This is a genomic window from Brevibacillus porteri (assembly GCF_003013475.1).
Classification (GTDB): domain Bacteria; phylum Bacillota; class Bacilli; order Brevibacillales; family Brevibacillaceae; genus Brevibacillus; species Brevibacillus porteri.
Map to the genome: position 1 here is coordinate 382,309 of NZ_PXZO01000001.1, position 19,861 is coordinate 402,169.

Genomic DNA, 19,861 nt, shown 5'->3' on the forward strand with positions numbered 1-19,861 from the left:
ACCTCTCGTGCAAGGTGATGGGAAAAATCGTTTGACGGTGGACATCTTTGGCCAACAATACCGGCTCAGTGGCAAGGCAAGTGTCAATCACATACGCATGGTGGCCGGTTTCGTTGATGACAAGATGAACGAAATCGCAAACGGCAACCATCGACTGGATACTGCCAAAATTGCCGTACTTTCTGCAGTCAATATTGCGGATGAATACTTCCGCTTGCGTCAGGAGTACGAAGAACTGCTGAAAATCATTCAGGAAGAGGCAAAGGCTAAACCGATAGATTAAGGAAAAGAGGGGCGGAATGCCTCTCTTTTCACGTTGTGGGTAAAAGGAGAAGAGCCACCCCGTCTTTGATGGGATGGCTCTTTGTCGCATTTTTCCTATGTCTCCTGCTTGTTCCCGGCATCTCCATTGCGCATATCCATATGGGTTTTGATCGGGATAAACAAGTCGATGATCCCGATCACCAAGGAAGCGAGAAGCGCCCCAAGAATCGTGACGCGGAAGCCAGAGACGATGAACTGAGTGAGATAAATCACGACGGCACTGACCAAGAAGCCGATAATACCACGATTGTACGGCGAAATTCGATCTCCGAAAATGGCTTCTACGGCCCAGCCAATCAGTGCGATGACAACGGCCGCGAACAGAGCTGTCCAAAAACTGCTAACCGAAAAGCCGGGGACCAGAAAGCCGACAAACATCAGGACTACGGCAGCGACGATAAAGCGGACGATATGGCGCATGATCGTCAAGTGTACTCCTCCTTTAGGGTTGTTTCACCTTTCATTCTCTCACGCAAAGAGTAGAACTATGCCAAACGAAAACGTGTAAAATTATCCTTCGCCGGTGGTGCTTTGTCCGCTGCTATCCGTAGCCCAAGTTTTCTAAGCTCCGCTGCCATGTTATAATGGGGAGATCGTAATGATTGCCGGTATAGACCGTCGCTCCCGCCCGCACGGTACAACGGTCGCCGCTGGATAAAGAAGGAGGAGCACAGTGGAACAACGGGTTTTAAGGACGTTAGAATACGATAAAATAGTCGCCCTGTTGATTGACAAGGCATCTTGCACATATGGAAAAGAAAAAGCATCAGAGCTGATTCCTTTTTTACGCTTGGATGAAGTCATAACCGCTCAGCAAGGGACAGAACAAGCAGCAACCGTGTTACGCCTAAAAGGCAGCGTGCCTCTCGGTGGCATTCGCGATATCCGCGGTCCCGTACAGCGCGCCAGATTGAACGCCATGCTCGCCCCGATGGAATTGCTGGATATCGCCAGCACCGTTATGGCCGGACGCAGGCTCAAAACGTTTTTACTCGATATGTGTGAGGATCACGAGCTGCCATTATTGCAACAGCAGGCAGAGCGGATTGAGGGCCTGCGCGAGTTGGAAACCGAAATTCGCCGCTGTGTTGATGAAAATGGCGATATTTTGGATAGCGCGAGTCTTGAATTGCGTCAGGTACGTCAAGAGATCAGACAACTCGAGTCGCGCATTCGCGAAAAGCTCGATCAAATGACACGCTCGTCTACTTACCAAAAAATGCTGATGGAAAACATCGTTACGATTCGTGGCGATCGTTTCGTCATTCCGGTGAAGCAGGAGTATCGTTCTGTATTTGGCGGAATTGTTCACGATCAGTCGGCATCTGGGGCGACGCTCTTTATCGAGCCGGAAGTGATCGTCGAGATGAACAACAAGCTTCGCGAGCTTCGCCTGCGCGAGGAACGTGAAGTGGAGCGCATTCTGTATGTGTTGACGGAGCAGGTGTCCTTTGCGGTAGAAGCTTTGATCGAGAACACAGAAGCGCTGACAGAGCTCGATTTCATGTTTGCCAAGGCTCAGCTTGCCTGGAGCATGAAGGCGATCTGTCCACGCATCAATGATCGCGGATACGTAAACATGCGAAAAGCGCGTCATCCACTCATTCCACGAGAAGTTGTCGTTCCTGTAGATGTGGAGCTAGGTGGAGAGTATCAGGCGATTGTTGTGACAGGCCCGAATACAGGCGGAAAAACCGTTTCCCTCAAAACAATCGGACTGCTGTCCTTGATGACCATGGCAGGCTTGCATATTCCGGCAGAGGAAGAGAGCGAGATGACCGTATTCTCCTCCGTTTTTGCCGATATCGGGGATGAGCAATCCATCGAGCAGAGCCTGTCTACATTCTCAAGCCATATGACCAATATTATTCAAATCTTGGCGAAAATGGATGACAAGAGCTTGGTACTGTTTGACGAACTAGGGGCAGGAACAGACCCGACAGAGGGTGCTGCTCTGGCCATGTCCATTATCGACCATGTGATTGATTCCGGTGCGAGATTGGTCGCAACGACACACTACAGTGAATTGAAGGCGTATGCCTACGATAGACCCGAGGTCATCAACGCCAGCGTAGAATTTGACGTACAGACGCTACGTCCTACTTATCGCTTGCTCATCGGGGTGCCTGGTCGATCTAACGCGTTTGCCATCGCAAGACGTCTGGGATTGCCGGAACACATCATTGATGTAGCGCGCGGCTCGATCAGTGAGGAAGACAATCAGGTCGAGAGCATGATCGCTTCGTTGGAGCGTAATCGCAAGTCGGCGGAAGCAGACAGGTTGGCGGCAAAAGCGGCACGCGAGGAATCGGAAGAGCTGCGTAGACAGCTGGAAGAAGAGCGCGCCCAATTTGCTGAAGAGAAAAACAAGCGAATGGAGCGAGCAGAAGACGAAGCGCGAATTGCGGTCCAACTCGCAAAAGAAGAAGCGGAAACAATCATTCGCGAGCTGCGCGAGATGATGGCAGAAGGCATGGAAATCAAGGAGCATCGTCTCATCAATGCGAAGAAGCGCTTGGGCAATGCCGTCCTTGAGTTGGAGAAGGAAAAGGTGAAGAAGCCTGCGAAAGCCGTTCGTGCCACACAGATCAAGGTGGGCGACGAGGTAATGGTGACGAGCTTCGGACAAAAAGGAACCGTGCTGGAAAAAGTAAACAATGAAGAATTCCTCGTGCAGATCGGGATCATGAAAATGAAGGTGAAGCGCGATGATATGCATGTACAAAACTCCATCCAGCAAAAACCGCAAGCGGCTCCGTACACCTCTGTGAAGCGTCGCAGTGACAATATCAAGATGGATCTTGACCTGCGCGGCTACAACGTTGAGGACAGCATTCGGGAAATCGATCAGTTCTTAGATGATGCGCTGTTGGCAGGCTTGCACTCGGTCTCCATTATTCACGGACACGGGACAGGGGTACTGCGCAAAGGCGTGCACGAGTATTTGAGAAGTCATCGTAATGTAAAATCCTTCCGCTTAGGTGGTCAAGGAGAAGGCGGCGTAGGTGCTACCATTGCCGAATTGAAATAAGAGGTCGGGAGGGACATATGGAAAGCCTTCTACACAATCCATATTTTGCAACTGCAGCTTATTTTACTGTGTCTGGACTGGCGATGGTGTTATTCTTAGCCATTTTTGAACTGGTAACGCGATATCGTGTTTGGGAAGAATTGAAGCGCGGGAACATGGCAGTAGCAATGGCAACAGGCGGGAAAATTTTTGGGATCGCGAACATTTTCCGTTATTCCATTCAGGCGCATTTTTCTTTGGGAGAAGCGTTGATTTGGGCGACATTCGGATTTTTCCTGTTGTTGTCTGCGTACTTCATTTTTGAATTCATGACCCCTACCTTTAATGTCGATCAGGAAATTGCAAAAGATAACAGGGCTATTGGTTTTATTGCGATGGTCCTGTCCATCGGATTTTCGTATATCATAGGGGCATCCTTGCCTCGTTAGACGGGTTGAACGATATTTCAAACGAGAGTATAATTTGATTTGGCGAAAGAGTACCAAACTATTCAGCCCAATCAAAGTCCTTTTTACGAAAAAGAGGACAAGCCAAGATTGTATGGGGGAGGAACAGCCTTGGAAACGTTGTACAAGGTCCTCATCGGATTGTGTGTGCTTTTTATCGCTGCAGGTGTTTACTACCTGTCCTAAAAATATGCGCAAGTTGGCCGCCTGACTTCTTCTACAGTCATACGGACCTTACTTGGAGAATGTGAAAGAGGAGATACGCAATGACTCAACCTGTACGCGTAGCTGTTGTGGGATTGGGGTTTGTAGGCTTGCCGTTGGCGCTTACCTATGCCATGAAAGGAGCAAACGTCATCGGTATTGACGCCTTACCGCATGTCGTCGATGAGATCAATGCGGCACATTCCCATCACCTGGAGTCCTATCAGGGAAAAACGTTGCCAGAGATCCTTAAAGAGCAGATTGAAGCAAAACGTTTCCGTGCAACGACCTCCTACGAGGAAGCTGCTGCGGAAGTCCATAACTATATTGTAACAGTCGGATTGCCTGTTCATAACGGTGATCCTGATCTCGGACCGCTGAAAAGCTGTGCACAATCGCTCGGTCGCGTACTGAAAAAAGGCGATACCATCATGATCCGCAGCACCGTCGTACCAGGAACGACAGAAGACGTGATTCTGCCGATTTTGGAGGAAACAAGTGGTCTTGTTGCTGGTGTTGATTTCTTCCTGACATACTGCTCGGAGCGAATTGCAGAGGGTCGTGCTTTTGAAGAGTTCATCCATATGCCGCTCGTTCTGGGTGGCATCAATGAACAAAGCGCTGAAAAAGGAAAAGAGTTGCTGTCCTTCATCAGCGAGACGGACATCACGATCTCGGATATCCGCGTAGTCGAGACAGCAAAAGTCATCGAGAACATCCAGCGTGATGTGAACATTGCGATGGTACAGGAATTTGCTCGTTTCTCTGAGGCATTCGGCATCGATACGTTCGAGCTGATCAAGGTTGCCAATACACACACGCGTGTAAACATGTTATCGCCAGGACCGGGTGTAGGTGGCTTCTGCTTGCCGAATGCGCTGTACTACTTGCAGCCTAAGGCACGTGAATTGGAAGTAAACCTCCCGATTCTGCAACTGGCCCGCAACACGAATGATGCAGTACCTGAAGTGTTGATCAGCATGCTTGAGCAAGCCCTGAAGAATAACGGCAAGACATTGGCAGGAAGCCGCGTAGCTGTATTGGGGATGGCGATGAAAGACTTTTCCAATGACGACCGCGTAAGTCCTGTCCACGACCTGATCAAGCAGCTCATAGTAAAAGGAGTAGACGTTCGTTCCTACGATCCAGCTGTTCCTACTGTGTATGATCACAAGGTTGACAGTTTTGAGAAAGCAGTGAATGGAGCAGATGCGTTGTTCCTGACTGCTGTGCAAAAGGAATTTGCTGAGGCGGATTGGGCCAATGTGGCTGAAAAGATGGCTGACGCGCCGATCCTCTTCGATACGAAGAACCGCATCCCGCGTGACCTTGTCAGCAAGGCGACTGTGGTGCGCATTTAATTCTTGAACAAGTACCATTGATTCATATGAGAAAACCTCTCTAAACGCACGTAGAAGCGTTTGGAGAGGTTTTTTTTCATAAAGTAGTGAACCATATTGAACGAGAGAGCCAATACAAGGTGTATACAATTTCAGGGGGCCCTCCGATGAATGATCAAATGTTAGAACTGTGGCTGGACCGTTTGCTTGATGGAGATCAAGAAGCTTTTGAGGTGGTCTACAGCATGACACGGACAAAAGTTTACGGGACCGTATCAGCCATGGTCACGAATAAAGAAGATGTTCACGATATTGTGAGCGAAGTTTACTATCAGCTATGGAGATCACTGCCTGGCTATGATCGCAAGCGTCCGTTTCTTTTCTGGGTGAATGGGATTGTCGTTAGACAGGTGAAGAACTGGCGTAGACAGATTTGGAGAAGATTCCGTCTGTTAGAACGAAAACAGAACTTGGAAGAAAAGCAACATGTCGAAACGCCAGATGAGCCAATGCTTGCGATGGAGTCTGCCACAGAGATGCAGCAAGCAATCCAAAAGCTGCCTTTCAAGCTGCGGATCGTGGTTATTTATCGGTATTACTACGATTACACATACGATCAGATTGCCGAACTGCTGCAAATACCAGTGGGGACAGCAAAATCGAGAAATCATCTGGCATTAAAGCGAATCCGAGAGTCGTTTGACGTCGAGTGGAATGAGGAGGAGCTCCAAACATGTCTATCGAGAAAATCATAAAACAGTCACTCACCAAACAAATTGACGAGACCATGATTCCTGGTGAAGTAGACCATCGAGTCAGGCAGTCCTTTCAACGCTATCACGAAAAAAAGGAGACTATAACGATGAAGAAAAGATTAGTTATGATGGGATTGGTTGCTGCTATTGTACTGCCGACTGGCGTATATGCGGCTTTAAATGGAACTTCATATTTTGCAGACAAACCAAAAAACTTGAACAGTTTGGTGGATGAAGGGGTTAAGCGAGCAGCGGCAGAAGGGCTGTCTATTCCGATCGATCAAAAAATAACCGATCAAGGAATTACCATTCATTTTACGGAAGTGTATGCGGAAGAATCCAAAGTTCTGCTGCACTATCGAATCGAACAACAAAACGGAGAATTGGTGCCTTTCGAGTTCGATACGACAGAATTAGATGTGGTAGGCGAACAAAATGGCAATCCCGTGTACCAGGATAAAGGCGTGGAAGGTACGAGTGTCCTAAACTTTATCGGGACCAGCAAAGAGGATCATTTGCCTTTCTACTTAACGGACGAGTCCGGTAAGGAAGTAGAGGTGGGAATAGCGGATCACGATAAGCCAGAGGGCGTTCTGGCCTTCCTCGCGAGTGGGTTCGAGCTACCACAGCCACTCACCTTGAATGTCGATGTGAACCGGATCGGCAAAACAAAAGGCAATTGGAAGGGACAAATTGTTGTTGACCAGAGCAAAGCAAAAGAAGCCACAAAGGCTGCGAAATAGGAGAAAAAAGCTCGATCACGTATAATAAGCCTTGTAAATGGCAATAGTAACCGAGGTAAGACAATATTTCAAATGTCATGTAAGGGTTACATGCTAGGAGGCAAAAAATGGAACGTGGAAGAGTAAAGTGGTTTAACAGTGAAAAAGGTTTCGGTTTTATCGAGCGTGATGGTGGAGATGACGTATTCGTTCATTTCTCTGCTATTCAGGGCGAAGGGTACAAATCCTTGGACGAAGGGCAAGAGGTTGAGTTTGACGTAGAAAACGGTCAACGCGGTCCTCAAGCGACGAACGTTCGGAGACTATAAAAGCTGAAACGACAAGCAGACTCAGGTGATGGGTCTGCTTTTTTATTTGGATTAGGAGTAGGAAATGTACTTCTTTCTCAGTGGCTTTGGCTTTGTAAAAACAAATAAAAAATGAAAAAAGATGCGAAAAAACAGAAAGAGAGAACGGAAGAACTGTTTTTTAGTCTTCCGTTCTCTCCTCACCTGTTTAGAAAAACTCTGCACCTGACGCCAGGTTCAGCATAGCCCGCATCGTTTTGTACATATCCTGCGGATTGGCTGCATTGTAATAAACCATGTTTGTAGCTGTTTCATAGCGCGTGCCCGGGACAATTGCGGCCATCTCGGCTTGTCCTGCATGGGAGAATTCCATCGCCAGCTCTACAGGTACAGCTGTACGGAATGGCTGGATGTTGTTCCGATTGCGCAAGGCATTGGCCGTCTTGCGCTTCAGTTCAGCGGTCGCTTCTTCACGCGAGAGACAGATAGCAGCTGTGCGGGATACAGCTTCCTTCACGATCGCTGTCTGAATACCTGGAATCAGTTCCTGGGCTTCGACGGCGATGAGATTATCACCAGACACCATGACAACAGGAACGTTGTGCATGCCTGCAATCGCGGCGTTAAAGCCGAACTCACCCACGACTTGTCCGTTGATATACATATTGTGAACCACACCGGACATCGTATGGCTGAGCACGCCAGGAATCCCTTGGCGGGTATGATAGCCGATAAACATCGCTGCATCAAAGCTCTCATCGAGTCCCTGCATCATGGATGAATCGCGTGGAGAACCTGCCAACAGTCTCGCTTTAGGATGGAGCTTTTCCCAGAGAATGTTGTTCATCGTGTTGTGACTGTCTGCTACAACAATTTCTGTTACGCCAGACTCAAGTGCAGCTTCAATAACCGCATTGGCATCGTCCGTCATAAACTGGCGGCCACGCTGATAGTTAACCCCCGAATCCGGGTTAATATAGCTCGTATCCACAATGCCTGAAATACCTTCCATGTCTACCGAAAGAAATAGTTTCATCTCATTTTCACCCTTTCTGTCTGGTACAGCTTGCTATACAAAATAGTTCCAATTCATATGTAACCAGATTGATCATGAGTAGGCAACCACAAAAACAGATTCTTCAAACAAATCATATGAAAAAAGCACGATGCCCGCTGTTCGCGTTTCACCGTGCTTTTCGTCATTTCAGTAACGTGCGATAAAGAGCAACAATTTGTTCGGTCATGAGTTGAATGGTAAAAGTGGATTCTACTTTATTCAGAGCGTGTTGCACCATGGTCTCACGCAACTGTGGTGAAGTCCATAACCGTTCCATTGCTTGCGCCAACAAAGCGGGATTTCCCGGTTCGACGATCAGCCCCGTCTCGCCATCGAAAACAAACTCTTTCACGCCGCCGACATTGCTTGCTATGACAGGAACCTCCGAAGCCATTGCCTCGATGATCGTATAGCCTAGCCCTTCGTACAGAGAAGAGTGGACAAAGCCATCTAAGGCATGCAAGCACGCAGGAATATCTTGCCGAAATCCTGCAAAGCGAACACGCGATTCTAGGCCCAATTCTTTCACCTTGGCTTCGAGCGCAGCACGTTCAGAGCCGTCTCCGATCAACACGAGATAAGGGACCTCATTCTTGTCCGCCACAAGCGTATGAAAAGCATCGAGCAGAATCGGGAGACCTTTTACGGGAACAAAGCGAGCTGCTGTCCCGAATAAAAAGGCGTCCTCTGGTATGTTCCATTCCGCACGCAGTCGATTGCGGTCATTCTCCCGTAAATGGTTTTGCCGATAAGGCTTCATGTCCATTCCGTTATAAATCACGCTAATGTCAGACGAGCGAACACCCTGCCCCCGCAAAATATCGGCAATCGCACCACTGATCGCGATATAATGACGGTTCCAATGTCTCGTGCTCATTTCCATCATGCTGACAATGGCATAGGCCAAGGAGCTTGTATAATCATAACGGAGTGAGCTGTGAACAGTGGTCAGTAAAGGCACCTTCATACCGCGAGCTGCCAGTCGGGAAAAGAAATTGGCTTTAATCCCATGCGTATGGATAATCGCTGGTTGGAATGTGGAAAAGGCATTCCGCAGAGCCTGCAGCAATCGTAAGTCAAAACGTCCGAATTGATTCAGTGTAATGACTTGGATGCCTGATTCCCGCAATTTACTCGCGAAGAGAGAATCATAGAAGCATACGACTGCGACATCTACTTCGTCGACTGGAAAAGTAGTGACCAAATTGAGAATATGTTGTTCAGCACCGCCAAATTCCCCCCCGCCAATCACGTGGAGGACTCGTAATTTGCTCATCTGAATTCACCCGAATCGTAATTAAAAAACAACCTCTACCGAGGTATGTACATGGAGGCACGACCCAATACAGGTGGTGTGCCGAAAATGAAGGATAATTTGTAAACAAAGCCATTCTCACTATAGCAGATGCCTGCTAGATTCGCAATAAGACAGCACTTATGGTATCGTTGATGATGGAAAATTGAAATGGAGAAGGACGGTTACGTAAATGAATACGCACAATGTGTTGATCATATGCTACATATTTCCTCCAATTGGTGGAGGCGGCGTGCCAAGACCGTTGAAAATGGCCAAATATTTAGGGGAGTTTGGCTGGAATGTCCATGTGCTGACAGTAGATCCTGCTTATCATGCGACGCTCGATCCATCCCTTTTGGCACAGCTACCGAGTGATGTCACCATTCACCGTGCGAAGGAATGGCAGCTGCTGCCGAATCGAGGGGGACAAGCCGCATCAGCAAGTGCCAATACAACGTCCACACCATCACAGCCTTCGTTCAAAGCGAAGGTAAAAAAACAGATCGTCCATGTGCTGAAAAAAGTAAAGCCATACTTATTGATTCCAGACGACCAAATCCTGTGGATGCCGAATGCGCTCAAGCTGGGGCGGGAAATTATGCGCCGTGAAAAGATCGACGTGATTTTTTCTACATCGGGACCGGTTACGAACCATTTGATTGCGAAAAAGCTTTCCCGTGAGTTTGGCTGCAAATGGGTAGCGGATTTCCGAGATCCGTGGACGCAAAATATGCACACCTCTGGCATCGAATGGCGAGAGCGTATGGAAGAGCGAATGGAGGAGGCCGTGATGTCCCAAGCGGATGCGATCACGACCGTTACCGCGACCTTCGCCTATAATTTTCGCGAGAAGCACCAGGATCGTATCAAGCGGATGGAACTGATCTACAATGGGTTTGATCAGGCTGATTTTCAAGGGTTGGCGCCTAGCCATGCTGCTCCGGACAAATTTCATGCGGTGTACGCAGGTATTTTGTATCAAAAGCGCAACCCACGCCTACTCCTGCAAGCCATCCGGGAACTCATCGATGAAAAAGCAGTAGACCGAAATGATCTCTTACTCAGCTTTGCAGGGGTGTTCGATTATCCAAGTTATTCCGAAAATCGCGACTGTGTAGAAGCATTGGGGCTGGGGGACATCGTTCGCGTGTTGGGGAACCTGCCGCATAAAGAAGCACTCGGACTAATGAAAGGTGCGAATGCCCTGTTGCTGATCGGGGATGTGTCCGCTGACGCCGGAGCGTATATTCCGGGCAAGCTCTACGAATACATGGGGATTGGCAACCCGATTCTTGCTCTGAACAAAAGAGGCGAAGCGACAGAGATTATTGAAGATTTCCGTCTCGGACAAGTAGCCGATCCAGAGCAAAAAGACGAGATCAAGCAAGCGTACCTGAAGCTGTACCAGGAGTGGAAAGGGCAAGGACAAACGGGTAGCGAGAAACGCGGAGCGGATTTTGCAGAACGTGTGAAACCGTACGAACGTCGTGAACAGGCGAAGCAACTGGCGAACGTGATGGATGAACTGGTAAAAAAATAGGACAGCATAGCCCCGGAGCCAATGAAGGCTGCGGGGTTTTCTTCAAGACAGACATACTTCTTCTGCTTCAAAATAAAAGGACCTGACGATAATCGCCAGGCCCTGATTCGTACCGATTAGTCTGCTACCACGCAAATGTAGCAGGCTTTTTTAGTACAGCAAATATTTTTCTACTTCTTCCGGTTCTTTGATGTGAATGCCACCCGTATCGTCGTATTTAAACAGGTTGAACATCACTTGCTGGTCCATCGTTCCGGCTTCAGGCAGCGGCAGAATGATCCACGTCTCGTACTGGTGGATCAGACGGTCTTCCTTGCCGAACCAAATCGTTGTTTTGATCGTGGATTCCTTCAAGATGTAATCCAGATCAGGGCGTTCTACCAATTGCTTTTTCAATGGTTCAAACAGTGGGCTTTGGCTATTTTTCAGCCATTCCGCTCCTGTCATTTTCAATTGGAACGGAACGCTGACTACACCGATTACTTTTTCCTCAGGCAATTGGACAGCCTTGTCCATGAAAGGCAGCCAGTCCTCGAAGCCTTTTAATACATCGAAAGCAAGCGGCTCATCAGGGGCTGTTACAAACTGATCCTTGGCTTTGATATAGCGCTTGTCGTTAACTCGATAGTACGAATATGGCTGGGCAGCAATACGGGCATCCACATTATAGCCTTTGCCGTTGATGACGGCTCCCTCAAACATACTTGTTGTGGTACGAGAGAGAATCGTGTTTTTAACATAACCTCTGTACCAGTAGGTCTGTGCCTCTTTATCCGTCTTGCCTTTTTCCAGGGCTGTTTTCAGCCACTCCGCACCTGACTCGGTTTGGACCGTGGTCGTCTGCTCCGGCTTTTGGTCAAAATTGGTGGTGGCAAAAGCCTTCGTCCCTGATTCATAGGTGCAGCCACCGAGCAGGGAGGCTGTGCAGATGGCAGCGAGTAATGCCCATGCTTTCGTCGCTTTACGCATGGCGAAACCTCCTTACGACTCCGTATCCCAAGAGTCCCACGAATATCGCGATCGTGAGTCCAAATACCGGAATGTTGTGCTGCTTAAACACGAGAATACGATGCGTATTGTGCATGTTGGCTACGATTTCGTTTTCTTTGTCGCCGTCGATGTCGCCGATTTGAACATTAATCAGCGGCATGTAGATACGCCAGTTTTGTTTCAAACCTTCAGGCGTGTAGTCAAAGCCTGACAAGTAGCGTAAATCGTGGTTACTCACCCAGCTTTTTGCCTTAGCTACGATTTCAGGCTTTTCATTGCTACCAATTGTAGCAAAGTTGGAGAAGCGGAAGCTCTTGTCGCGGTCACCGCTTGCCCACAAAATTTCCCACGTGCCATCTTGTTTTGGCTTCAAGATGTACGAAGGCTTGCCAGCTACAAGCAGCTCATCCACCTTGTCGTTGTCGATATCGGCAGGAATGAACTCGCCAGTTGCCAATTCAGCTTGCTTGCGCGTTAGCGTGTAGGATTCTGTCAGTGTGCCATCAGGATCGATGGTCAGTACACTCAGGTGTTCACCCATGACAACGAGTCCTTCTCGTCCATCAGGGAGCATCATGGTGGTCAACAGTTTGGTAGATTTGGTCATCCCGCCAAAAGGCTTGCCGTCGTAGTTTCCTGTCAGCATACCATCCTTGATGTGCAGATCCGAGTACTTGGAGCCCAACGTTTGGCGTACATCCATACTGCCTTCGTTTTCTGCCAGTTGATTTGCGATGTTTTCCATATCAAGCATAAACGCACGATATGGTGCCGTTCCGATTTGCATCATGCCTTCCGCATATGGTTGGCGTTGTACATTCGGTACCAATTGACCGTCTTTCATCGTGTAATACGGGAAGCCCGGGTAATCGGTTGGCAATTTTTCCTTGATGATCTCCATGGTATCTGCCGGAATTTGATCATTCGGCATCCGCACCATTTGGCCGTCTTTCCAGGTCAGGACGTAAAGAGAAACAGGTTCCGCCTGCAAATGGCGCAGTTTCTCCGCCATTGCTTTTTTCTCTTCTTCCGTCTCTGGCTTTTCAATTTCTTCAGGCAGTGGAAGCTCCTCGGCATTGCCGTACGTGATGATCTCCATGCTGCCATCGCCATTGACGTCGTGCAGAGTGAGCGGGAAGTAATCCACCCAATCGCCGTTGTACAGACGGTCAGATTCGTATTTCACAGTAAAGTGACTGAGTGCAGTCAATGTATCTCTGTTGAATGTCACATTCGCCAAAAGGGCGATCAGAACCAACGAGCCTACTGCACGCCAGTTGAGGCGCCCGTACCATTTCACGAGAAGGGCAATCACGATGATGGCGATCGCTCCTCCGATCAACAGAGCAGCGGTCGTTTTCACATCGACACGTGTCAGTGCCCGATCCAAGAGCAAGAAGCCGATGGTAAACACAAGCACTTGACGACGTTCCGACGGATGGACCACGAAGTAGCAAAATGCTAGCAGTGGCAGGAAAATGAGTACAGCAATCCACGTTAAATCAAGGAAAGCTGGTTTCACGAGCAAATGGTAAATCAGAAACAGGGCAATGGCGTACAGCGCCCAGCTTATCGTTTCGAGAATAGGATTCCGGCGCATGCCCTCACCACCTTTTATTTTGTGTCTGGTCGACGAATAATGCGCACAGGAAGCCGCCAAACAGCCAGAAATAGAGGGCCATGAACGGCACCTCGAAAATGTTTTCCACGAGGTTATGAGTAGCTACCGCGATTAATCCGCCAAGCAGTCCGAGAATCGCAAAAAAGTGTGGCGAACCCTGGATGTTGCGGATGAGCCCAGCTCCGTATTTGAACATCGTGATCACGGTTCCGATCAACAGGATGATCCCGATCAGACCGTATTCCGCCAAACTTTTAAAGAAGTAGCTGTCTGAATAAATGGTACCGAAATGGCGAGCGGCAACTGCTCCACCGTGATGACCGAGTCCGACACCGAACAATGGCTCGATACGCATATTGTCGTATGCTTTTCCCCAGCGTCCGATGCGTCCACCTTCACTGCTAGATTCGAAGTATTCAGGTGTAAACAGCGTGAAAATGCGATCTTTAACTTTTCCGACGAGCGGAACAGAATCAGGAACGAAGAACAGGGCTACAAGCCCGATAATCCCTGCGATCACCAAGTATCCTGCGACTCGTTTGTTCCATATGTAGAAGCAAACAAATGCAGCAAAGGCAAGGGCAAACCAAGAACCGCGGGAACTTGTTAACAGCATGGCGAGCAAAGTCGTCAGCGCAACGATGGCCCAAATCCATTTTTGCTTGCGATCCTTCGCTGTCATGAATAGACCAGCGGCAATCGGTGTAATCAACGCCATATAGCTGCCCAATACGTTCGGGCTCGTTACGAAGGAGAATGCGCGCGTGGTAACGGCTTCCCCTTCCTGCACCCATGACTCAGGTGTTTTGACGCCTACGATGACTTGCAAGACACCATACAGTGCCGCTATGAAACCAACCAACACAAGTCCCTTCATGAACTTGTCTAGGTCTTCCATCGACTTCAATAAATAGAAGCCCATGAAAAAGGCGAGGATGTACTGGTAGACGGAACGGAATCCTTCTACGCTCGCTTCCCAGTTCGCCATGTCTGTCACCATGATGGCAACTCCGAGGACGAAAAGGGCTCCAAGCCAATGTTTGATTCCAGGCATCGTCCGATTTGACTGTAAAAACGCAACGAATGTAAACAGCATCAAGACGATGAGCAGTCCTTCATCCCACAAAGAAGATATGACTGGAATCGGTAGAATCTGTCGCAAGACGTAATCGATTACTGGATAGGCCAACAGCAAATACAACCACGTAGATGATTGGCTTCCCCACTTCAACACGGTTTCTCTCATTTTTATTGTAGTCCTCCTACAGGTAGGGATTAACTTACCTATTATAATGAATCTGACAACCCAGTAGCAAGCCGGGGGGAAAGAGGTTGGTAGGAAAGGTAGAAATAAGATATGATAACTAGGTAGTTTGAGCGTTAGAACCAAGCCTGGAACGTAGGGTTTCGAATAGGGATAGGAGAAAAGTGGACATGAGTTTGTTAAAAATCGCTTCCATGATTGTCGTGCTGACTCTCGTAGGAAGGCTTCTAGGTTTATTTCGCAGTGTGTATGTATCCAGCTTGTACGGTACTGGGATGGAGGCAGATGCGTTTAATATCGCGGCAACGATCCCGCTGACGCTGTTCTTGGTCATACCGGGAGCGGTCAATGCTGTACTGATTCCGACGATGCGCGGCATGATGGAAAAAGGAGAGCGGACGACTGACTTGTATCAGAAGATGCTCACGATCATTTTGGGCGTATTCGTTGCTCTCTCTGTCTTAGGGATTGTCTTTTCCTACCAGCTTGCTGGGATGTTTGGACTGACAGGCGAGAAGCTGGAACTCACGGCTACCATGCTGCAATGGATGTGGCCATCAGCTATTTTCATCGGGTTAACCGGACTGTGGTCGAGTATTTGCAATGCTCACCAGCATTTCTTTACACCGACGCTGGGTACGGTATTCAATGGAGCTTTGGTGATTGTCAGCATGTATGTGCTCGTTCCGATGTATGGTCCCATTGGATTAGCGATGGCTACGACAATCGGTTACTTGGCGGCACTGTTGCCGATTCTCCCGACTTTGCGCGGGTTCGGCTACCAGCACCGCTTCTCATTTGCTTGGCGTGAGGACGTTTCTCTCAAGGGCATGGGCGAGCGCGTCATTCCGATTTTGATTGGTGCGGTTGTAGCCCAGGCCACTACCTTTTTGGAACGAGGCTTCGCAGAAGGACTCGGAACGGGTGTCGTCTCTGCTCTCGCCAATGCGAACCAGATCATGCAATTACCTCTGGCTATTTTTGTCGGGGCGTTTACGTTGCCGTTATTCCCACTGTTGGCTAGTCATGTCAAGCGGGGGGAAATGGCGGAGATGAAGCAAATCCTGCAAAAGGGACTTGCCTATCTCCTTATTTTGCTATTGCCCGTGACGGTTGGACTTGCGTTATACGCAGAGCCTATCATCCGACTTGCTTTTGAGCGCGGTGCGTTCGATGAGCGTTCTGTCGCCTTGACAGCGTGGGCGCTGCCGTTTTACGGCGTGGGACTTTTCTTTTTAGCATCGAGAGATTTGCTGACTCGGGCCTTTTATGCACTAGAAAACACGAAGACACCCGTTATGATCGGGGCGATCGGGATCGTTGTGTATGCCCTTGCCAACTGGTTGCTCATTCCACTGCTTGGTCATGGCGGAATTGCCCTAGCTAATGCAGTTTCGGCTATCAGTCAAGCACTCCTGCTGTTTGTTTTGCTATGGAGGGCGGTAGGCAGCCCTGTACGGGCGAATTTCCTTATGACTGCCGGGAAAACCATTTTGGGCTGCGCAGTCATGGCCGCTGCCATTTTACTCATCGATCCATGGTTATCCGCATGGCCTGTCTGGCTGTACTTGCCGTTAGGAATTATCGGTGCAGCGCTTTTATATCTCGTGGTGCTCATTTTGGTTCGCGAGCCACTCGTATCAGAGCTACTGCAAAAAGTACGCAAGCGGTCTACTCCAGCGGGAGGGCGCTCGTAAGCGGGAATTCCCGAATTGCATAACGAGACTTACCCGAGCTTGCGGGGGGAATGGTCTCCACGTAAGAAACTTGGATGCTTACTTGACCTAACGCCGAGCGAATTCCTGCCAAAAGCTTTGCTTCATCGGCAGGTAAAAAATGTTCGGGCTCCTTCACCAGTCTCAGGCTTAGTCGCTCTGGCTCATGCTGGACGATCTGGAAGGTGCGGAAGCTGTCCATATTGCGCACGATGTGATTAAAATAATGTCCGTGCACGTACCGTCCATTTAGCGCTAGGAACATGTCGTCTTCTCTGCCGTCGATCGAAGCAAGAAGTGGAAAAGGGAGATTGCATGAACAGGCTGAATCAGAAAGCGCGACGACATCTCCTATTTGGTAGCGCAGGCGAGGCATGACGGTATTGTGCAGGTCTGTGACAAGCAGTGCTCCTGGGTGCCCTTTGTAGACGGGAATATGCGTAATGGGATCGACTATCTCCAAATAACAGTTCCCAGAAAAGGCATGCATGCTTCCAGACTTGCATTGGTAGGCGATGATTCCGCCGTCACGGGCGCCGTATTCATTCACAACAGGCGCATCAAAAGCCTGGGCAATCGTTTGTCGCTGGTGTTCGTGCAGGCTTTCTGCTGTAGAGACCACGGCTTTGAGCGGGATTCCGAGTGCCATGCCGCGTCGTAGCATCATCGTGGCGAGCGCATGAAGTGCGGAAGTGTACCCGTATAAATAGGCTGGCTGGAAATCCCGGATGAGGCGCAGGTTTGCTTCCAAATGTCTTTCGTCTAGTTCATAGGCAGAAATCATCATGCGGTTTTTCAACCAGCGCTCCTTCCAGCGGTAGCGGCGAGCTTGCTGGGCGTTTAATTCGAGAGGAGAGCCCCAGATCATCACACATGGGTCACCTATGCGAATGTCGTACCAGGATAACCCCAACCAGCGCGCAGCTTCATATCGCTCGACAGTTGGACGATCGAGATAAAAATGGGTAGGTTCACCTGTGGAGCCTCCCGTACGATTTGCAATGAGGCTTTTGGTTTGTAGTCCTTGGCTCATATATTGATCAGCGTTTTGCCGAAAGTGTGCTTTGGTCAGAACAGGAATACGCTGCAAAAAACGTTCAGGCATCTCGCGCATTTTGCTCCAGTCTGGGGCGAGGGCAGTGTAGGCTGGTACGTTTTGTATCGCATGATCGAGTAGCTTCACCAGCTTTTCACGCTGCTGCACGTTAAGCGCTTCGGCAGATAGATGCTCGGCTGCTTGCAATTCTTTCATGTAAGGACGGATGCGATTTCCTTTCAAAGCCTCCATTAACGGCCACTGTACATGGCGGATCAAAAATCCGGTTGTGGGCATAATATCCCCTCCTACTCACAGATCACACAGGCAGACCGCAAGCGGTCACATTCTGTCTAATGAAAAACGTCGAGACGTTTTTCACAAAAATCAATGGAATCTGTTTTTTACCAGTATTGCTGCGAAATTCCATCGATATACCTGTTTGCTGGAAGAGGGAAATGATAGTAGGATAGAGAGTGGGTTCATGTCGATTGGTACTGCCCCACGGGTATCCAGTCAAAGAGACGAATAAAGGAGTTACCCATGTTGAAAAAAAGTCATTTTCTCGCGGGAGCATTGATCTTAGCCATAGCGGGGATTTTGTCAAAAGTTATCGGGATGTTTTATCGGATTCCGCTTCAGGAGATAGTGGGCGACAGAGGTCTCGGACTCTATCAGGAAGTATATCCTCTCTACCTGACCTTCCTCATATTGGCGACAGCAGGTGTGCCAGTAGCGTTGTCGAGGGTGATTGCAGAGGCATTGGCTGAAGGGAAACGAGGCTCTATTGGACAAATTTTGGCCCGTAGCATGGTCATGATGGGCGGGATCGGACTTGTCTTGTTTGCGCTCCTGTACGCCAGCTCTCCACTGATCGCAAAGCTCATGGGGAATCCGCATTTGATTGAGCCGATTCGGGCGATTTCCATGTCGCTGCTGTTCGTTCCCTTGATTGCGGTTATTCGCGGCTTTTTCTACGGCCATCAAAAAATGTTGTTTGTCGGGCTCTCACAAATCGTAGAGCAGACGTTGCGTGTCGTATTTATTTTGGTAGCTTCCTTGTATCTCGTGTCACTCGGTGAAGATACGGACACCGTGATTACCGGAGTCAACTTCGGTACGATGATCAGTACATTTTTAAGTCTCGGGTTTCTAGCGTTGCTCATGTGGCTCCACAATCGGAAAAATTCCGTATTTAGCGGGGCAGAGTGGGGGCGTCTTACTTGGTGGTATGATCGTGCCTTCTTCGCCTCGATGTGGCGAATTGCCTGGCCGATTTGTATCAGCGCCTTGGTTATCCCAATTTTCAGCCTGACGGATTCCTTCCTGGCGATTAACATCTTCCGCTACATTTGGAACGTGGATGGATTGACGGCGGATACGTGGTTTGGCATTTACAGCAGGGGAGGACCACTTCTGCAAATGGCGAGCTTGTTCGGATCGTCGATTGCCCTCTCGATCGTGCCTGCCATTGCCGAAGCGATCAGACAAAAGGATCAGGAACGGATTACGACCTTGACCAAACTCTCGCTGCGCTTTGCTTGGCTAATCGGTCTACCTGCCGGTCTTGGACTGACAGCTGTAGCTGAAGGGGCGAATCTGGCGTTGTATGGTGATATGGAAGGCACGCGTGCAATGGCGATTTTAGGAATCACAGCGATTCCGCTTTCCTTGTTGCTTGCTACAAATGGTATTTTGCAAGGAATCGGTAAAGAAAAAATCCCTGCGCGTCATCTGCTGTATGGTGTCATTGTAAAAGTACTGGCGACACTCGTGTTTACCTCGATGTTCGGTATGGACGGCTTGTCCCTGTCATGGCTGGTTGCGACTGCATTTGTCTGCGTACTGAATATGCGCGTCATCAACCGCTATGTATCGATTCCGATTAACTGGCGCTTTGATACCGTTTATCCGTTACTGGTGGCTAACCTCATGCTGATTCTGGCTTGGGGAGCGACAGAGGCAGTTGATTTCCTGTTCAGGGGAAGAGAACCAGTGCGCATTTTGGGAGCGATAGAGACCGTCGCTGGAGTCGGTGTAGGACTCGTTGTTTACCTGGGACTGCTGATCCTCATTCCACTCATTGAGGATAAGGAGCTGGACTGGCTGCCCGGAGGAAACAAGCTGCGCGCCTTTATCCAATTCATTCGGAAGAAGCAGGCTTCCTCGTTAAAGTCCAATACAAATAACGACTAATAGAATCGAAAAACC

17 protein-coding genes are annotated in these 19,861 nt (G+C 49.0%); 10 read left to right on the top strand and 7 right to left on the bottom strand.

The window, feature by feature from the left end:
* Positions 1-7: 7 nt before the first annotated feature.
* Positions 8-283, top strand: a complete 276-nt coding sequence (gene zapA / locus C7R92_RS01820) for a cell division protein ZapA (protein ID WP_007728510.1) — start codon at positions 8-10, stop codon at positions 281-283.
* 95 nt (positions 284-378) lie between these two features.
* On the opposite strand, the gene C7R92_RS01825 is transcribed toward zapA, so the two are convergent.
* Positions 379-753, bottom strand: a complete 375-nt coding sequence (locus C7R92_RS01825) for a phage holin family protein (protein ID WP_017251059.1) — start codon at positions 751-753, stop codon at positions 379-381.
* 244 nt (positions 754-997) lie between these two features.
* On the opposite strand from C7R92_RS01825, the gene C7R92_RS01830 reads away from it, so the two are divergent.
* The 6 genes from C7R92_RS01830 to C7R92_RS01855 all read left to right on the top strand — a co-directional run bounded on the left by C7R92_RS01830 (position 998) and on the right by C7R92_RS01855 (position 7,151).
* Positions 998-3,355, top strand: coding sequence for an endonuclease MutS2 (locus tag C7R92_RS01830; protein ID WP_106833020.1), 2,358 nt, complete (start codon positions 998-1,000; stop codon positions 3,353-3,355).
* A gap of 17 nt (positions 3,356-3,372) precedes the next feature.
* Positions 3,373-3,783, top strand: a complete 411-nt coding sequence (locus tag C7R92_RS01835; RefSeq protein ID WP_017251061.1) for a DUF350 domain-containing protein — start codon at positions 3,373-3,375, stop codon at positions 3,781-3,783.
* Between the two features lie 284 nt (positions 3,784-4,067).
* Positions 4,068-5,366 (top strand): nucleotide sugar dehydrogenase, encoded by a 1,299-nt coding sequence (locus C7R92_RS01840; RefSeq protein WP_106833021.1) that lies wholly within the window; start codon positions 4,068-4,070, stop codon positions 5,364-5,366.
* Positions 5,367-5,512: 146 nt separating this feature from the next.
* Positions 5,513-6,100, top strand: coding sequence for a sigma-70 family RNA polymerase sigma factor (locus C7R92_RS01845; protein WP_069845558.1), 588 nt, complete (start codon positions 5,513-5,515; stop codon positions 6,098-6,100).
* Positions 6,079-6,843, top strand: a complete 765-nt coding sequence (locus C7R92_RS01850; RefSeq protein WP_106833022.1) for a DUF4179 domain-containing protein — start codon at positions 6,079-6,081, stop codon at positions 6,841-6,843. Before C7R92_RS01845 ends, C7R92_RS01850 begins: the two co-directional genes overlap by 22 nt.
* A 107-nt stretch (positions 6,844-6,950) precedes the next feature.
* The gene (locus tag C7R92_RS01855; protein ID WP_007728493.1) at positions 6,951-7,151 is read left to right on the top strand and encodes a cold-shock protein; all 201 of its coding nucleotides are present in this window, start codon (positions 6,951-6,953) and stop codon (positions 7,149-7,151) included.
* Positions 7,152-7,338: 187 nt separating this feature from the next.
* Here the strand turns inward: C7R92_RS01855 and C7R92_RS01860 are convergent, their stop codons facing one another.
* Together C7R92_RS01860 and C7R92_RS01865 are read right to left on the bottom strand one after the other, a co-directional pair.
* Positions 7,339-8,166 (bottom strand): M55 family metallopeptidase, encoded by an 828-nt coding sequence (locus C7R92_RS01860; protein ID WP_069845556.1) that lies wholly within the window; start codon positions 8,164-8,166, stop codon positions 7,339-7,341.
* Positions 8,167-8,329: 163 nt separating this feature from the next.
* A complete protein-coding gene (locus tag C7R92_RS01865) occupies positions 8,330-9,463 on the bottom strand; it encodes a glycosyltransferase (RefSeq protein WP_106833023.1) in 1,134 nt (377 codons plus the stop codon).
* A 211-nt stretch (positions 9,464-9,674) separates the two neighbouring features.
* Between C7R92_RS01865 and C7R92_RS01870 the strand changes: the two genes are divergently transcribed.
* The gene (locus C7R92_RS01870) at positions 9,675-11,024 is read left to right on the top strand and encodes a glycosyltransferase family 4 protein (protein ID WP_106833024.1); all 1,350 of its coding nucleotides are present in this window, start codon (positions 9,675-9,677) and stop codon (positions 11,022-11,024) included.
* A gap of 150 nt (positions 11,025-11,174) precedes the next feature.
* On the opposite strand, the gene C7R92_RS01875 is transcribed toward C7R92_RS01870, so the two are convergent.
* The 3 genes from C7R92_RS01875 to C7R92_RS01885 are packed head-to-tail and all read right to left on the bottom strand — an operon-like array spanning position 11,175 to position 14,881.
* Positions 11,175-11,993: a hypothetical protein gene (locus tag C7R92_RS01875; protein ID WP_106833025.1), complete on the bottom strand. Its 819-nt coding sequence runs from the start codon at positions 11,991-11,993 to the stop codon at positions 11,175-11,177.
* Positions 11,986-13,614 carry a hypothetical protein gene (locus C7R92_RS01880; protein ID WP_106833026.1) on the bottom strand — a complete coding sequence of 543 codons (1,629 nt, stop codon included), beginning with the start codon at positions 13,612-13,614 and terminating at the stop codon, positions 11,986-11,988. Before C7R92_RS01880 ends, C7R92_RS01875 begins: the two co-directional genes overlap by 8 nt.
* Before the next feature lie 4 nt (positions 13,615-13,618).
* Positions 13,619-14,881: an O-antigen ligase family protein gene (locus C7R92_RS01885; protein ID WP_106833027.1), complete on the bottom strand. Its 1,263-nt coding sequence runs from the start codon at positions 14,879-14,881 to the stop codon at positions 13,619-13,621.
* Positions 14,882-15,069: 188 nt separating this feature from the next.
* Here C7R92_RS01885 and murJ point away from each other — a divergent pair, with 188 nt between their 5' ends.
* On the top strand, positions 15,070-16,596 hold the full coding sequence (gene murJ, locus C7R92_RS01890; RefSeq protein WP_106833028.1) for a murein biosynthesis integral membrane protein MurJ: 1,527 nt from the start codon (positions 15,070-15,072) through the stop codon (positions 16,594-16,596).
* On the opposite strand, the gene C7R92_RS01895 is transcribed toward murJ, so the two are convergent.
* Positions 16,571-17,947, bottom strand: coding sequence for a phenylacetate--CoA ligase family protein (locus C7R92_RS01895; protein ID WP_106833029.1), 1,377 nt, complete (start codon positions 17,945-17,947; stop codon positions 16,571-16,573). The two genes, murJ and C7R92_RS01895, sit on opposite strands and share 26 nt — an antisense overlap.
* Before the next feature lie 246 nt (positions 17,948-18,193).
* On the opposite strand from C7R92_RS01895, the gene C7R92_RS01900 reads away from it, so the two are divergent.
* Positions 18,194-19,846, top strand: a complete 1,653-nt coding sequence (locus C7R92_RS01900) for a putative polysaccharide biosynthesis protein (RefSeq protein ID WP_106833030.1) — start codon at positions 18,194-18,196, stop codon at positions 19,844-19,846.
* The last annotated feature ends 15 nt before the right edge of the window (positions 19,847-19,861 follow it).

Coding starts and splice junctions, on each gene's coding strand:
- C7R92_RS01900 (WP_106833030.1), top strand. CDS start 18,194: ATGTTGAAAAAAAGTCATTTTCTCGCGGGAGCATTGATCTTAGCCATA.
- C7R92_RS01885 (WP_106833027.1), bottom strand. CDS start 14,881: ATGAGAGAAACCGTGTTGAAGTGGGGAAGCCAATCATCTACGTGGTTG.
- C7R92_RS01855 (WP_007728493.1), top strand. CDS start 6,951: ATGGAACGTGGAAGAGTAAAGTGGTTTAACAGTGAAAAAGGTTTCGGT.
- C7R92_RS01860 (WP_069845556.1), bottom strand. CDS start 8,166: ATGAAACTATTTCTTTCGGTAGACATGGAAGGTATTTCAGGCATTGTG.
- C7R92_RS01840 (WP_106833021.1), top strand. CDS start 4,068: ATGACTCAACCTGTACGCGTAGCTGTTGTGGGATTGGGGTTTGTAGGC.
- C7R92_RS01875 (WP_106833025.1), bottom strand. CDS start 11,993: ATGCGTAAAGCGACGAAAGCATGGGCATTACTCGCTGCCATCTGCACA.
- murJ (WP_106833028.1), top strand. CDS start 15,070: ATGAGTTTGTTAAAAATCGCTTCCATGATTGTCGTGCTGACTCTCGTA.
- C7R92_RS01895 (WP_106833029.1), bottom strand. CDS start 17,947: ATGCCCACAACCGGATTTTTGATCCGCCATGTACAGTGGCCGTTAATG.
- C7R92_RS01880 (WP_106833026.1), bottom strand. CDS start 13,614: ATGCGCCGGAATCCTATTCTCGAAACGATAAGCTGGGCGCTGTACGCC.
- C7R92_RS01835 (WP_017251061.1), top strand. CDS start 3,373: ATGGAAAGCCTTCTACACAATCCATATTTTGCAACTGCAGCTTATTTT.
- C7R92_RS01845 (WP_069845558.1), top strand. CDS start 5,513: ATGAATGATCAAATGTTAGAACTGTGGCTGGACCGTTTGCTTGATGGA.
- C7R92_RS01865 (WP_106833023.1), bottom strand. CDS start 9,463: ATGAGCAAATTACGAGTCCTCCACGTGATTGGCGGGGGGGAATTTGGC.
- C7R92_RS01870 (WP_106833024.1), top strand. CDS start 9,675: ATGAATACGCACAATGTGTTGATCATATGCTACATATTTCCTCCAATT.
- C7R92_RS01850 (WP_106833022.1), top strand. CDS start 6,079: ATGTCTATCGAGAAAATCATAAAACAGTCACTCACCAAACAAATTGAC.